Genomic DNA, 12644 nt, shown 5'->3' with positions numbered 1-12644 from the left:
AACGGCGCCGAAAGCCGCGCGCGACTCGCCCGCCGGCCTACCGCAGGAGACCCCGAATCCCCATATCATCTCCATGAACGACAACCTCTTTTTCGATCTGGAGCGCCCCGCGAAGGCGGCGCCCGAACGCGCCGCGGCCGGGTGGCGGACGCTGCCCCTCGAGGGCCGTTTCGACCTCGTCTACGAGGACGCGGCCGGGGCCTGGAGCAACCGCTCCCTCGACGCCCGCGAGCTCAGGCTCGGGCCGGGGCGGACGCTGCTCGGCGGCATCGATGCCCGGCGCGGCGGCTATCGCGGGTTCCGGGTCGACCGGATCCGCCGCCTCGTCGACGGGGCCACCGGCGAGCGGATCGAGACCGGCATCCTCGACCGCCTGCTCGCGCGCGCCGAGGCGCAGCGCCGGGCCGACGCGCTGCGGATCCGCCGGCAGGCGCGGGCGCGCCGGAAGGCGGCGGTCGCGGCCGTGGCGTGATCGCGGTCGCCGGGCCGCGCGTGAACGCGTGAAAGATGGGGACCTGCGAAGCCGCGTCTCCCCATGTCCGCCGCGGTTGCGTATAGCCGGTGCATGGACCTGATCACCACCACTGACGCGCTGCGCCAGATCTGCACACGTCTCGCCGAGCAGCCCTTCGTGACCGTCGACACGGAGTTCATGCGCGAGACGACGTATTATCCGAAACTGTGCCTGATCCAGATGGCGGCACCGGACGGGACCGGCGTCCTGGTGGATCCGCTGGCGCCGGGGATCGACCTCGGGCCGTTCATCGCCCTCATGGCCGACGAGGGCACCGTCAAGGTGTTCCACTCCGCCCGCCAGGACCTGGAGATCATCTGGCTGATCGGCGGGATCCTGCCGCACCCGTTCTTCGACACGCAGGTCGCCGCCATGGTCTGCGGCTACGGCGATTCCGTCTCGTACGAGCAGCTCGTCAACGACGTCGCGAAGGCCAAGATCGACAAGTCCTCCCGCTTCACCGACTGGTCGCGGCGCCCGCTCTCGGAGGCGCAGCTGACCTACGCGCTGTCCGACGTCACCCACTTGGTGAAGATCTACGAAGTCCTCGTCGCCGAGCTGCTGCGGACCGACCGCGGCGCGTGGCTCGACGAGGAGATGGCGGTGTTGACGTCCCCCGAGACCTACCGCGCCGATCCCGCGCAGGCGTGGCGCCGCCTCTCCGGCCGCATGCGCAAGCCGCGGGAGATCGCCGTGCTGATGGAGGTCGCGGCCTGGCGCGAGAGCGAGGCGCAGACGCGCAACGTGCCGCGCGGGCGCGTCCTGAAGGACGAGGCGGTCATCGATATCGCCTCGGCGGCGCCGCGGAGCGCGGAGGCGCTCGGGCGGCTGCGGACGATCCCCGCGGGCTTCGAGCGCTCCCGGACCGGGGCCGACATCGTCGCCGCCGTGGAGCGCGGTCTCGCCCGCGACACGAGCGCCGTCCGGATGCCCGAGCGCGTGCGGCGGAGCGGCGGCAACGGCGCGATCGTCGAGCTCCTGAAGGTCCTGCTGAAGGCGGTCTGCGAGGCCGAGGGCGTGGCGCCGAAGATCATCGCCACGGTCGACGATCTGGAAGCGGTCGCCGACGACGACGACGCCGAGGTCCCGGCGCTGCAGGGCTGGCGCCGGACGCTGTTCGGCGAGAAGGCGCTGGCGCTGAAGCAGGGACGGCTGGCCCTCTCGGTCGAGTCCGGTCGCATCGTGGTCCGTCCCCTGGAAGCCGAACCTGTCGGCGGCGGCGCCGACCCGGACCGATGACGCCGCGGCGGCACTGACCGCACAATCCGCACTGGCGGGCGTGACTCGCCGCGGGTCCGGGATTAAATGGCAATTAGGTTGCCGCTTAATCCCGCCCCTGCGTCCCGCGTATGTTCGAGCCGAACGAGATCCTCAAGACGCTGACCGGGCGCGGTCTCGTGTCGGCCGAAGGGTGTGAGGCCGTCCGCGTCCGCTACCGGGTTGTGGTCGAGAGGCGCGAAGGCGGTGTCGTCGCCTACGGCAATCTGTACGGCAGCTATGCGGGCCTGCGGCCGGTCTGGCTCGAGCCCGACGCCCAGCTCCGCCTGTCCAACGGCCGTCGCCTCAACATCTCCGTGACCGACCTGATCGGCGACACGGCCGAGTTCGAGAGCACCGGGCCGGTCGGCGCGGTCTGACGCCGGCCAGAGCCGTCCCGCAGATTCCGCGACCGACCCAGTGGTCCGCGTGCGCGACCCAAACCGATTCTCAAAAACGGGATGATTCGGCAATTTGTCGCGCGCGAACCCCACCGATCAGGCGGGGATCCGCGGAAAAGCGGGATGCGGCGACTGGGCGCACAGCGGGCATTCGGGAAAATTCGGCAACCCATAGCCACCGAAGCGTCTTGCAGTGCAGTCCGCGGACCTGCAACGGCCGCGCGCCCGGGCGCGCCTAAATCCCGGCCACCGCGCGGGGGACGCATGCTTAAGCGCAGCAAAGCTCGCCTGTTTGCAAGGTCTGCATGGGACACGGACACAACCCCGTGAGACCGAGGCCAGAGCAGGCAGCATCTCTTGTGCGTCGCAACATTTCTTTTCGCGAACGCATGACATCCATCGTGCCTGTGTCACCCGAAAAGAAGCTTTCACCGTGTGCCCACAGGCGTCGAACAGCGAGTTGACGGCGCTCAAAAATCTCTTAAGGTCCGGGCAAGCCTCGGTTTCGAGGGAGACGCCTCAGGGATGGCGGCTCCTGGCTAGGGGATCAGTAGATCTCCTCGAAGTCCACTATGCCCGCTACCGAGGCGTCCATCCCTGTCGCAAACAGTCAGGTCGGAGTCCGAGCGACGCCACTCTCTTCGCGCGCCGTGAGAACTCTCAAGACTTGTCGGAGGAACCCATGAGAGCGGTACATCTCCTTGCGCTCGGCGCAGGTGTCGCGGCCGTCGCCGCGCCGGCGCTGGCCAATGAAAGCGTCATGAAGGGCATCGCCAACCCGGCGGAACAGGTTCTTCAGACGGTAGACTACGCGAATACGCGCTACTCGAAGCTCGACCAGATCAACGCCAAGAACGTCAAGGACCTGCAGGTCGCCTGGACGTTCTCGACCGGCGTGCTGCGCGGCCACGAGGGCTCGCCGCTCGTCGTCGGCAACATGATGTACGTGCACACGCCGTTCCCGAACATCGTGTACGCCCTCGACCTCGACCACGACGCGAAGATCGTCTGGAAGTACGAGCCGAAGCAGGATCCGTCCGTAATCCCGGTCATGTGCTGTGACACGGTCAACCGTGGTCTGGCCTACGCCGACGGCGCCATCCTCCTGCACCAGGCCGACACCACCCTCGTGTCGCTCGACGCCAAGACCGGCAAGGTCAACTGGTCGGTCGTGAACGGCGACCCGAAGAAGGGCGAGACCAACACCGCGACGGTTCTGCCGGTCAAGGACAAGGTCATCGTCGGCATCTCGGGCGGCGAGTTCGGCGTGCAGTGCCACGTCACCGCCTACGACCTGAAGACCGGCAAGAAGGTGTGGCGCGGCTACTCCGAGGGCCCGGACGATCAGCTGATCGTCGACCCGGAGAAGACCACCTCGCTCGGCAAGCCGATCGGCAAGGACTCCTCCCTGAAGACCTGGGAAGGCGATCAGTGGAAGACCGGCGGCGGCTGCACCTGGGGCTGGTTCTCGTACGACCCCAAGCTCGACCTGATGTACTATGGCTCGGGCAACCCCTCGACCTGGAACCCCAAGCAGCGTCCGGGCGACAACAAGTGGTCCATGACCATCTGGGCGCGTAACCCGGACACCGGCATGGCCAAATGGGTCTACCAGATGACCCCCCACGACGAGTGGGATTACGACGGCATCAACGAGATGATCCTCACGGATCAGAAGATCGACGGCAAGGAGCAGCCGCTCCTGACCCACTTCGACCGTAACGGCTTCGGCTACACGCTGAACCGCGCGGACGGCACCCTCCTCGTCGCCGAGAAGTTCGACCCGGCCGTCAACTGGGCGACCAAGGTCGACATGGACAAGGGCTCGAAGAACTACGGCCGGCCGCTGGTCGTGTCGAAGTACTCGACCGAGCAGAACGGTGAGGACACCAACTCCAAGGGCATCTGCCCGGCGGCGCTGGGCACCAAGGATCAGCAGCCTGCGGCCTTCTCGCCGAAGACCAACCTGTTCTACGTTCCCACCAACCACGTCTGCATGGACTACGAGCCGTTCCGGGTGACCTACACCCCGGGCCAGCCCTACGTCGGTGCGACCCTCTCGATGTACCCGGCCCCGAACTCGCACGGCGGCATGGGCAACTTCATCGCGTGGGACGGCGTCAACGGCAAGATCAAGTGGACGAACCCCGAGCAGTTCTCGGTGTGGTCCGGTGCTCTGGCCACCGCTGGCGACGTCGTGTTCTACGGCACGCTTGAGGGCTACCTGAAGGCGGTCGACGACAAGACCGGCAAGGAGCTGTTCAAGTTCAAGACCCCGTCGGGCATCATCGGCAACGTGATGACCTACCAGCACAAGGGCAAGCAGTACGTGGGCGTCCTCTCGGGCGTCGGCGGCTGGGCCGGCATCGGCCTCGCGGCCGGCCTGACCGACCCGAACGCCGGCCTCGGCGCGGTGGGCGGCTACGCGGCTCTGTCGCAGTACACCAACCTCGGCGGTCAGCTGACGGTCTTCGCCCTGCCGAACTAATCGGCCGCAGGGTTTGAAGTGAAAAATGGTGCCGGCGCGGGTTCCCGCGCCGGCATCCTTGTGATTAGACTTTCTCGCAAGAGGCTGCGTCTCGGAGGGAGACCAAGAGCCTCGATCAAGGGAGACACATGCGTTGCTCAACCTCAGCAAGATCGTAACGCGGCCGGTTATCGCCGCCCTCGCCCTAGCGACCGTCTCGACGGTTGCCGTACATGCTGAGGATGCCAAGCCCGCCGACCCCAAGCTGGCGAATTCGCTCAACGCGAACGACAAGACCGCCGAGCAGGATGACAAGCTCCTGAAGAAGGACGCGGCCGTGAAGGTCGACGACGGCAAGTACTTCGACGCCGAGGGCCACCCGACGTTCCACGTGACCCAGGACGGCAAGATGCTCGACTGGTACACCTACTCGGGCTACCGCCGCTATCACGCCGAGTGCCACGTCTGCCACGGCCCGGACGGCATGGGCTCGACCTACGCGCCGGCCCTCAAGGACTCGCTGAAGCACCTCTCCTACGAGGAGTTCATCGGCATCCTGGCGGGCGGCAAGCAGGAAGTGAACGCCGCCGAGCAGAAGGTCATGCCGGCCTTCGGCGACAACAAGAACGTCATGTGCTACTCGGACGACCTCTACGTCTATCTCAAGGCGCGCGCCTCCGGCGCGATCGGGCGTATCCGTCCCTCCGAGCACGAGGGCAAGCCCGAGACCGCCAAGAAGGCGGAGAAGGAATGCATGGGCGGCTGATGTCGTCTCCTGCCCGGATCGCCGTTCTCTGCGCCCTGACCGTCTTCGGGGCGCAGGGCGCGCTCGCCCAGCATCTGCCGGATACCGTCACCACGGACGTGCTGCGCGTCTGCGGTGATCCGGGCAACATGCCGTTCTCCGAACGCAAGGAGGACGGCTTCGAGAACAAGATCGCGGCGATCATCGCCGACGAGTTGAAGATCAAGGTCCGCTACTACTGGCTGACGCAGGGTCCGGGCTTCGTGCGCAACACGCTCGGAACCGGCCTCTGCGACGTCATCATGGGCCAGGCCTTCGGCAGCGACCTCGTCCAGACCACCAATCCCTATTATCGATCGGCCTACACGCTGGTCACCCGCGCGGGCGAACTCGACGGTGTGACGGCCCTCGACGACCCGCGGCTGAAGGGCAAGAGCATCGGCGTGATCGCCGGGACGCCGCCGGTCAACCGGATGGGCGAACTGGGCCTCGTCTCGGCCATGAAGGCCTACGCGCCCTACCAGCTCGACCCGTCCCGCAAGCACCAGACGGTCGCTGCCGAGATCGTCGCAGCCCTGGCCGCGAAGGAGATCGACGCGGCCGTCCTCTGGGGCCCGGCGGCGGGCTGGCTCGCCAAGCAGTCCGGCACGCCCATGAGCGTCGTGCCACTGCTGAAGGAGCCGGAGCGTCCACCGATGGCGTACCGGATCGCCATGGGTGTCCGGATCGGCGAGAACGACTGGAAGCGCTCGCTGAACACCATCCTGCGCAAGCGCAAGGCCGACATCGACAAGGTCCTGCGCGACTACGACGTGCCGCTCCTCGACGAGGAAGAGAACAAGCTCGTCGCCCCCGGCGAGCGCTGACGCGCAGCGCCGCGGCGCGCGCCGCCATCAGGCGCGCGCGATACCGGTCGAGTCGAGCTTCGCCAGGGCGTCCACCACGCGCTCGCCGCCGATGACGAGGTCGGGCGCGATCTCCGCCAGCGGGACGAGCACGAAGGCCCGCTCGCGCACGTAGCGATGCGGCAGGACAAGGCGCGCGTCGTCGATGCTGGCGCCCTCGTAGGCCAGGACGTCGATGTCGATCACACGGGGCCCCCAGCGCTCATCGCGGATCCGGCCGAGGTCGTGCTCCACCCGCAGGCAGGCGTCGAGCAGCCCGTGCGGATCGAGGTCGGTCTCGACCGCCACGGTCCCGTTCAGGAACCACGGCTGATCGGTCTTGCCCCAGGGCGGGGTCCGGTAGTCGGCCGAGCGCGCCACGACGTCGATGCCCGGGATCGCGGCGAGACCGGTGACCGCGCGGTCGAGCATCGCGGCCATGTCGCCGACATTGCTGCCGATGCCGAGATACGCCCTCATCGACCGGCCCCGCGGCGGCGCGTGATCGCCACGCCGACGCTGTCCAGGATGGCGGGGACGGGCGCGCTCGGCTTGTCGACCTGAACGGTGATGGCGTCGACCTGCGCGAAGCGCGAGAGGATCTCCGCGGCGACCGTCTCGGCCAGGGCCTCGATCAGGTTGAACCGGCGCTCGGTGGCGATCGCCACCGCCACCGCCGTGAGATCCGCGTAGCTCACCGTGCCGGCCACGTCGTCGGAGCGGCCCGCCGGGCCGAGATCGAGTTCCGCTTCCAGGGAGATGTAGAAGCGCTGACCGAGCACCGCCTCCTCGGCCAGCACGCCGTGCCGGCCGAACACGGCGATCCGGGTGACGCGGATCAGGTCGCCCGCCATGCTCAGCGCGCCTCCGGCCGCATCACGGCGTCGACGACGCGCATCGCGTCGATATGCGCGGCCACGTCGTGCACGCGCACGATGTCGGCCCCGAGGGTCGCCGCGACGGCGTGGGCGGCGAGGGACCCGTGCAGGCGGTCCGCCGGACGGGTCTCGCGGTCGTGCAGGCGTCCGAGGAGCGACTTGCGCGAGACGCCGACGAGGACCGGAAAGCCGAGGGCGCGGATCTCGGGCAGCCGCCGCAGCGCCTCGAGATGCTGGTTCCAGGTCTTGCCGAACCCGACCCCCGGGTCGAGCACGATCTCGGAATCCGCGAGGCCCGCCCGGTGGGCGATCGCGAGGGACCGCTCGAAGAAGGCCAGCATGTCGGCGACGATGTCGAGCTCCGGCTCGATCGTCTCGCGGTTGTGCATGATGATGACCGGCGCGCCGTGGGCGGCCGCGACGTTGGCGATGTCGGGCTCGCGCTGGAGGCCCCAGACGTCGTTCACGATCCGCGCGCCGGCCTCGAGCGCGGCGCGCGCCGTCGAGGCCTTGTAGGTGTCGATCGAGATCGGCACCGGCAGCCGCGGCGCCACGGCCCGGACGACCGGCACGACGCGCGCCTGCTCCTCCTCGGCGGGGACCGGAACGTGGCCGGGCCGCGTCGATTCCCCGCCGACGTCGAGGATCGCCGCCCCCTTGGCGACCAGCCGCTCGGCCTGGGCCACGGCCTCGGCCTCCCCGGCGAACAGCCCGCCGTCGGAGAAGGAATCGGGCGTGACGTTGAGAATGCCCATGACCAGCGTGCGGCCGCCGAGCGCCGGCAGCAGGTCGGACAGGCGGGAAGAGGGGGTCACAGGCGGGTCCCGTTCACGAGCGCGGTTCGGGAGCCGGTGTGCGCGAATCGGGAGGCCGGCGCAACGCCGGCCTCACCGTGCGGCCCAGACCTGCGCGTCAGCCGTGGTAGCAGCGGATCTCGGCCTCGGCCTGGGCGCGGCGCAGCTCCGCGACCTTGTCGTCGAAGATCTTGGTCGACTTGAACTCGTTCGCCCGGTTGCCGATGCCCTGCCGCATCGAGAGCACCGTGCTCGCCTGAACGTACTTGTCGTAGGGGAGGATCGCGGCGAGCTGGTCCAGCGAGCACGAGCATTTCTGCAGGCTCTCGCGGGTCTGGCCGTTGGCGGCCATGCAGCCGAACACGTAGTCGACCCGCGCGTCGGTCGGGTAGTCGTTCTCCTCGGCGGCCCAGCCGGTCAGGCCCGACAGCGTGAGGGCGAGGGCGGCCAGCGCGCCCCGTTCAGCCAGCCTTCTGATCATAGCTCAGCTTCTCCTCCAGCAGTTCGCCGCCGTCGGGGCTCTTCGACGACGCCTCGATCGAGACGATCTCGCCCGGCACCGAGGGCGCGGTCACGAAGGTATAGGTCATGTCGTCCATGCCGCGCATGCGCTGCGCCATCGAGTCGCCCGCGAACGGCTTCGTGACCACGCGCCAGCCGTCGACCTCGCGGCCGCCGATATCCACCTTGGTCGGCGTGACGGTCGCCTTCTCGCGCAGGCCCTTGCGGATCGCGAGCTTGAGGTAGCGCGGGTTCGCCTCCAGCACCTTCGCGACGGCCCGGAGATGGTTCTCGAGGAAGAGCGAGACGACCGGGTTGCCCGCCATGTCCTCGAACGGGCCGGCCGGCATCCGGTTCAGCCCGGAGAACATCACGACGCTGATGTCGCGGCCTTCGGCGGTCTTCCCGGGCGCCACCTTCAGCTGGATCGTGTCCTCGAGCGGCGCCCCGAACGGCCCCTTCGAGATCCCCGAGCGGCGCAGGTAATCGTAGGTCAGCGTCGAGCCCGCGGCCGTGTTCTTCATGTGCGGCTGGTCGAACAGCAGATCCGCCGCGGAGGGCGGGGCGGCGGCGGTCGCCGGGGTGACGGTGGCGGGCTTCGGCGCGTCCTCGGCGAGGGCCGGCAGCGCGGCCAGAGCCAGCGCGACCGACGTCGCGGCGAGGCCCCTCACGACAAGACTTCTCACGAGTTCACTTCCTCCTTGAGCGGCGACCGGACGTTGCTGCCGATCGTCCGGTAGACGTAGTCGGGCGGGTTCTCGGCCGCCTCCTCGGTGGCGAGCGCCCGCACCTTGGCGTGGAGCGGCGAGAGCGAGCAGGCCGGGTCCGTGGCCGCCGCGTCGCCGGCGAGCGCGAGCGCCTGGCAGCGGCAGCCGCCCCAGTCCTTCTCGCGCCGGTCGCAGGAGCGGCAGGGCTCCTTCATCCAGTCGGTGCCGCGATAGGCCGTGAAGGCCGGCGAGTCGCGCCAGATCTCGCCGAGCGAGCGGTCGTTGACGTTCCAGAACTCCAGCCCCGGGATCGTCTCGGCCGCGTGGCAGGGCAGGACCTTGCCCTGGGGCGTGACGTTCATCAGCTTGCGGCCCCAGCCGCCCGCGCAGGCCTTCGGGTACTTCGCGTAATAGTCGGGCACGACGAGGTCGATGACGAGCTGGCCCTTCAGGCGCTCCCGGGCCGCCTCGACGATCCGGATCGATTCGTCGACCTGCGCCTTGTCGGGCATCAGGGCGGCGCGGTTGACGTAGGCCCAGCCGTAATACTGCGTGTGCGCCACCTCGAGCCGCTTGGCGCCCATCTTCACCGCGAGATCGATGAAGCCCACCACCTCGTGGATGTTGCCGCGGTGGATCACCGAATTCAGCGTGAGGGGCAGGCCGAGCTCGACCACCTTGGCGGCGAACTCGAACTTCTGCGGCTGCGCGTTCTTCAGGCCGCCGATCTTCTCGGCGTTCTGCGCGTCGACGCCCTGCACCGACAGCTGCACGTGGTCGAGGCCGACGTCGTAGAGCGCCTGCAGCTTGCCCAGCGCCCCGCCGACGCCGGACGTGATCAGGTTCGAGTACAGGCCGAGATCGGCGCAGGTCTTGGTGATCTCGACGATGTCGTTGCGCGCCGTCGGCTCGCCGCCGGACAGGTGCACGTGCAGGACGCCGAGCGCCGCGGCCTCCCCGAGCACGCGCTGCCACGTCTGCGTGTCGAGCTCGCCCGACCGCCGGTCGAGCTCGAGCGGGTTCGAGCAGTACGGGCAGCGCAGCGGGCAGCGGTGGGTCAGCTCGGCGAGCAGACCGACCGGGGCCGGCGCATCGGGGCGGTTCGGCGTCAGCGCGTTCATCGCTCGAGAACCCGTTTCTCCGCGAGGCCGTCGAGCATCACCAAGATGTCGGCCTCGATGGCGCGGGGATCGGCCGCGTAGGTCTTGCCCAGCTCGTCCGCGATGTCGGCGACGCTCCGCGCGCCGTCCACGAGCTTCAGGACCGCCACGGCGTTGTCGTCGAGGTCGAAGGTGCGCTCGGGGGCGAGCAGGACCCACTTGCCGCGGGTCTCGTCGTTGCGCAGCCGGACGCCGCGCGGCAGCCGCGGACGGTCGCCGGCCGCCATCTTCCCGCCGGCCGCTCCAGGCTTGGCCTGGGACGCCTCGGCCACCAGACCCTCGCCGGGCTGCCACGCGTCCGGCGGGACCATGCCGGGGGCCACGTAGGCGAAGTACAGGGCGTCGAGCTGCGTCCACAGCACGGTGCACTTGAACGTCAGCGCCGCCATCGCCTGCCGCTGCAGCTCCGGCGTCGTGGCGTGCTGCTTGACGTAGTCCAGGGCGAAGTCCGCGTCCCGCGGCGCCTGGGTCAGGCGCTTGTCGAAATAGGCCAGCGTGTCCTTGGTGATGAAGTCGTAGTTCTTCAGCATCCCGGCGACGCGCTCGGAGATGATCGTCGGCGAGAACATCTCGGTCAGCGACGAGGCGATCGCCTCCAGGAGAGTCCGCTCGGAGACGAAGTGGACGTAGGCCTCCACCGAGAACTTCGTGGCCGACAGGATGCCGCGGGTCGACAGCACGTAGTCGCGGTCGAAGCCGACGCCCTCGGCCAGCTTGAGCCAGCGCTCGATGCCGCCGTCGCCCTCGTGGTCGCCGTCGTGGTCGACGATCCGCTGGCGCCAGATCCGCCGCAGCGACGCATCGGTCATCCGCGCCAGCACGGCGGCGTCCTTCACCGGGATCATCGCCTGGTAGTAGTAGCGATTCAGCGCCCAGGCCCGGACCTGGTCCTTCGACAGCTTGCCGTCGTGCAGCAGCCGATGGAACGGGTGCAGGTTGTGGTAGCGGCGCGCGCCGATGTCGCGCAGGGCCGCCTCCAGTTCCTCGGGACTCAGGAGACGCTGGCTGTCGGCGGCATCGGGGGTCGGGAAAATGGCGTTCATGGCGTGTCCGGCGTCCGTCCTCAGGTCGCGTTTCCTGTGTTCCGATCCCGCCCTCGTGCGCGGGGCGACTGTCCGGGCTAAGCCACGATATAGTGCCGTCCCCCCGGGCGCCCAACCGTCCACGGCGACCGTCGGTCGCGCATTCGGCCGCGGCGCCGCGATCCGGCAGGCCGTCGGCGCGGCGTCCTAGAGCGTCAGACCCAGCCCGTCATGCGCCACGGTCCAGCCGGCCGCCTCGACATCGGCCCGCTCCGGCGAGCCCTCGACCAGGACCGGGTTCGTGTTGTTGATGTGCACGAAGACGCGGCGCCCGATCTCGACCGAAGCCAGGGCCTCGATCGAGCCGTTCTCGCCGCGCATCGGCACGTGACCCATGCGCCAGCCGGTCTTGGTGCCGACGCCGGCCCGGATCATGTCGTCGTCGTGCAGGACGGTCCCGTCGAAGAGCAGCGCGTCCACGCCGGCGATGCGCGCGCGCAGACCGTCCGTCACCCGGGCACATCCGGGAATGTAGGCGAGGCGCCGGCCACCGGCCTCGATCAGGGCGCCGACCGTGGTTTCGGTCTCGGCGCCGATCTGCATGGTCTCGTCCTCCAGCCAGAGCGGCACCTTGCCGGGGACCGGGAAGAGTGTGACCGCCAGGTCGGGGAGGGGCTCGAAGCGCTGGTCCATGCCGATCGGCTGACGGGCGACGACGCCCTCGGCCATCACGTCGAAGACGCGGTTGGCATTGACCGAATCGAGGATCCCGCGCGTGCCGTAGAGCGTGTAGGGCTGACCTTCGCGCAGGGTCAGGAGACCCGCGACATGGTCGACGTCGCCGTTGGTCAGGAGCACGGCGCGGATCGGCGAGTGGCGCAGACCCTCGCGCGGATGCATCTGCGCATTGTCGAAGAGCTGTTGCCGGATATCCGGCGAGGCGTTGATCAGCAGCCAGTCCGACCCGTCCGCGGAGACCGCGATGCTCGACTGGGTCCGGGGCCGCACCCGGTCCGGCTCGGATCGCGCCAGCGTGCAGATGGGGCAGCGGCAATTCCACTGGGGAAGGCCGCCGCCGGCCGCGGAACCGAGGATCACGACGCGCATGGTGCGGCTCCCGAGATCCCCGGCCCGTGAAACTCAGTTGAAGGTGTCGATCTCGGCCGACTCGTAGCTCGTCACTTCCATGCCGACGCAGATCTCGGACACGATCGGGGCAGCCCACTTCATGGTGTTTCTCCTCAGGCAACATCTACACCGAGTGTCACGCGGTTCCTAAGAGGACCCTAAGACACTGATGGCGCTCTCATTTCC

Annotated in this window: 15 protein-coding genes; 6 read left to right on the top strand and 9 right to left on the bottom strand. The window is 68.9% G+C overall.

Annotated elements, in window-relative coordinates; genetic code table 11:
• Positions 1 to 73 precede the first annotated feature (73 nt).
• From C4T42_RS12420 to xoxJ, 6 genes are all read left to right on the top strand, one after another.
• A complete protein-coding gene (locus tag C4T42_RS12420; RefSeq protein ID WP_020091817.1) occupies positions 74 to 472 on the top strand; it encodes a hypothetical protein in 399 nt (132 codons plus the stop codon).
• 93 nt (positions 473 to 565) lie between these two features.
• Positions 566 to 1753, top strand: a complete 1188-nt coding sequence (rnd, locus tag C4T42_RS12415; protein WP_056522182.1) for a ribonuclease D — start codon at positions 566 to 568, stop codon at positions 1751 to 1753.
• Between the two features lie 110 nt (positions 1754 to 1863).
• Positions 1864 to 2151, top strand: a complete 288-nt coding sequence (locus C4T42_RS12410) for a hypothetical protein (protein WP_020091819.1) — start codon at positions 1864 to 1866, stop codon at positions 2149 to 2151.
• 703 nt (positions 2152 to 2854) lie between these two features.
• Positions 2855 to 4660, top strand: a complete 1806-nt coding sequence (gene xoxF1 / locus C4T42_RS12405) for a lanthanide-dependent methanol dehydrogenase XoxF1 (protein WP_026604740.1) — start codon at positions 2855 to 2857, stop codon at positions 4658 to 4660.
• Positions 4661 to 4793: 133 nt separating this feature from the next.
• Entirely contained in the window at positions 4794 to 5405 is a 612-nt protein-coding gene (locus C4T42_RS12400) for a c-type cytochrome, methanol metabolism-related (protein WP_020091821.1), read from the top strand.
• Entirely contained in the window at positions 5405 to 6250 is an 846-nt protein-coding gene (gene xoxJ / locus C4T42_RS12395) for a rare earth element methanol dehydrogenase accessory protein XoxJ (protein WP_244526844.1), read from the top strand. Before C4T42_RS12400 ends, xoxJ begins: the two co-directional genes overlap by 1 nt.
• 27 nt (positions 6251 to 6277) lie before the next feature.
• On the opposite strand, the gene folK is transcribed toward xoxJ, so the two are convergent.
• The 9 genes from folK to pqqA all read right to left on the bottom strand — a co-directional run bounded on the left by folK (position 6278) and on the right by pqqA (position 12560).
• Entirely contained in the window at positions 6278 to 6748 is a 471-nt protein-coding gene (gene folK / locus C4T42_RS12390) for a 2-amino-4-hydroxy-6-hydroxymethyldihydropteridine diphosphokinase (protein WP_103985167.1), read from the bottom strand.
• Positions 6745 to 7122: a dihydroneopterin aldolase gene (gene folB, locus C4T42_RS12385; protein ID WP_091678357.1), complete on the bottom strand. Its 378-nt coding sequence runs from the start codon at positions 7120 to 7122 to the stop codon at positions 6745 to 6747. Before folB ends, folK begins: the two co-directional genes overlap by 4 nt.
• A gap of 2 nt (positions 7123 to 7124) precedes the next feature.
• Positions 7125 to 7961 carry a dihydropteroate synthase gene (gene folP / locus C4T42_RS12380; RefSeq protein WP_103985166.1) on the bottom strand — a complete coding sequence of 279 codons (837 nt, stop codon included), beginning with the start codon at positions 7959 to 7961 and terminating at the stop codon, positions 7125 to 7127.
• 97 nt (positions 7962 to 8058) lie between these two features.
• On the bottom strand, positions 8059 to 8421 hold the full coding sequence (locus C4T42_RS12375; protein WP_091978084.1) for a hypothetical protein: 363 nt from the start codon (positions 8419 to 8421) through the stop codon (positions 8059 to 8061).
• Positions 8402 to 9127 (bottom strand): hypothetical protein, encoded by a 726-nt coding sequence (locus C4T42_RS12370; RefSeq protein ID WP_103985165.1) that lies wholly within the window; start codon positions 9125 to 9127, stop codon positions 8402 to 8404. Before C4T42_RS12370 ends, C4T42_RS12375 begins: the two co-directional genes overlap by 20 nt.
• Positions 9124 to 10269 (bottom strand): pyrroloquinoline quinone biosynthesis protein PqqE, encoded by a 1146-nt coding sequence (gene pqqE / locus C4T42_RS12365; protein ID WP_103985164.1) that lies wholly within the window; start codon positions 10267 to 10269, stop codon positions 9124 to 9126. The genes C4T42_RS12370 and pqqE overlap by 4 nt, the downstream gene beginning before the upstream one ends.
• Positions 10266 to 11351, bottom strand: coding sequence for a pyrroloquinoline-quinone synthase PqqC (gene pqqC / locus C4T42_RS12360; protein ID WP_020091829.1), 1086 nt, complete (start codon positions 11349 to 11351; stop codon positions 10266 to 10268). The genes pqqE and pqqC overlap by 4 nt, the downstream gene beginning before the upstream one ends.
• A gap of 186 nt (positions 11352 to 11537) precedes the next feature.
• Positions 11538 to 12437, bottom strand: a complete 900-nt coding sequence (gene pqqB / locus C4T42_RS12355; protein ID WP_103985163.1) for a pyrroloquinoline quinone biosynthesis protein PqqB — start codon at positions 12435 to 12437, stop codon at positions 11538 to 11540.
• Positions 12438 to 12470: 33 nt separating this feature from the next.
• Positions 12471 to 12560: a pyrroloquinoline quinone precursor peptide PqqA gene (gene pqqA, locus C4T42_RS12350; protein WP_012317526.1), complete on the bottom strand. Its 90-nt coding sequence runs from the start codon at positions 12558 to 12560 to the stop codon at positions 12471 to 12473.
• Positions 12561 to 12644 lie beyond the last annotated feature (84 nt).

The organism is Methylobacterium sp. 190mf (genome assembly GCF_900107945.1).
In the GTDB taxonomy this organism is placed as follows: Bacteria; Pseudomonadota; Alphaproteobacteria; order Rhizobiales; family Beijerinckiaceae; genus Methylobacterium.
Note: the sequence above shows the minus strand (reverse complement) of the source record. Positions and strands in the feature narration are given on the sequence as shown.

Bases quoted from the DNA above. Each gene is read 5' to 3' on its own strand.
- C4T42_RS12420 (WP_020091817.1), top strand. From the start codon at position 74: ATGAACGACAACCTCTTTTTCGATCTGGAGCGCCCCGCGAAGGCGGCG.
- rnd (WP_056522182.1), top strand. From the start codon at position 566: ATGGACCTGATCACCACCACTGACGCGCTGCGCCAGATCTGCACACGT.
- C4T42_RS12410 (WP_020091819.1), top strand. From the start codon at position 1,864: ATGTTCGAGCCGAACGAGATCCTCAAGACGCTGACCGGGCGCGGTCTC.
- xoxF1 (WP_026604740.1), top strand. From the start codon at position 2,855: ATGAGAGCGGTACATCTCCTTGCGCTCGGCGCAGGTGTCGCGGCCGTC.
- xoxJ (WP_244526844.1), top strand. From the start codon at position 5,405: ATGTCGTCTCCTGCCCGGATCGCCGTTCTCTGCGCCCTGACCGTCTTC.
- folK (WP_103985167.1), bottom strand. From the start codon at position 6,748: ATGAGGGCGTATCTCGGCATCGGCAGCAATGTCGGCGACATGGCCGCG.
- folB (WP_091678357.1), bottom strand. From the start codon at position 7,122: ATGGCGGGCGACCTGATCCGCGTCACCCGGATCGCCGTGTTCGGCCGG.
- C4T42_RS12375 (WP_091978084.1), bottom strand. From the start codon at position 8,421: ATGATCAGAAGGCTGGCTGAACGGGGCGCGCTGGCCGCCCTCGCCCTC.
- pqqE (WP_103985164.1), bottom strand. From the start codon at position 10,269: ATGAACGCGCTGACGCCGAACCGCCCCGATGCGCCGGCCCCGGTCGGT.
- pqqC (WP_020091829.1), bottom strand. From the start codon at position 11,351: ATGAACGCCATTTTCCCGACCCCCGATGCCGCCGACAGCCAGCGTCTC.
- pqqB (WP_103985163.1), bottom strand. From the start codon at position 12,437: ATGCGCGTCGTGATCCTCGGTTCCGCGGCCGGCGGCGGCCTTCCCCAG.
- pqqA (WP_012317526.1), bottom strand. From the start codon at position 12,560: ATGAAGTGGGCTGCCCCGATCGTGTCCGAGATCTGCGTCGGCATGGAA.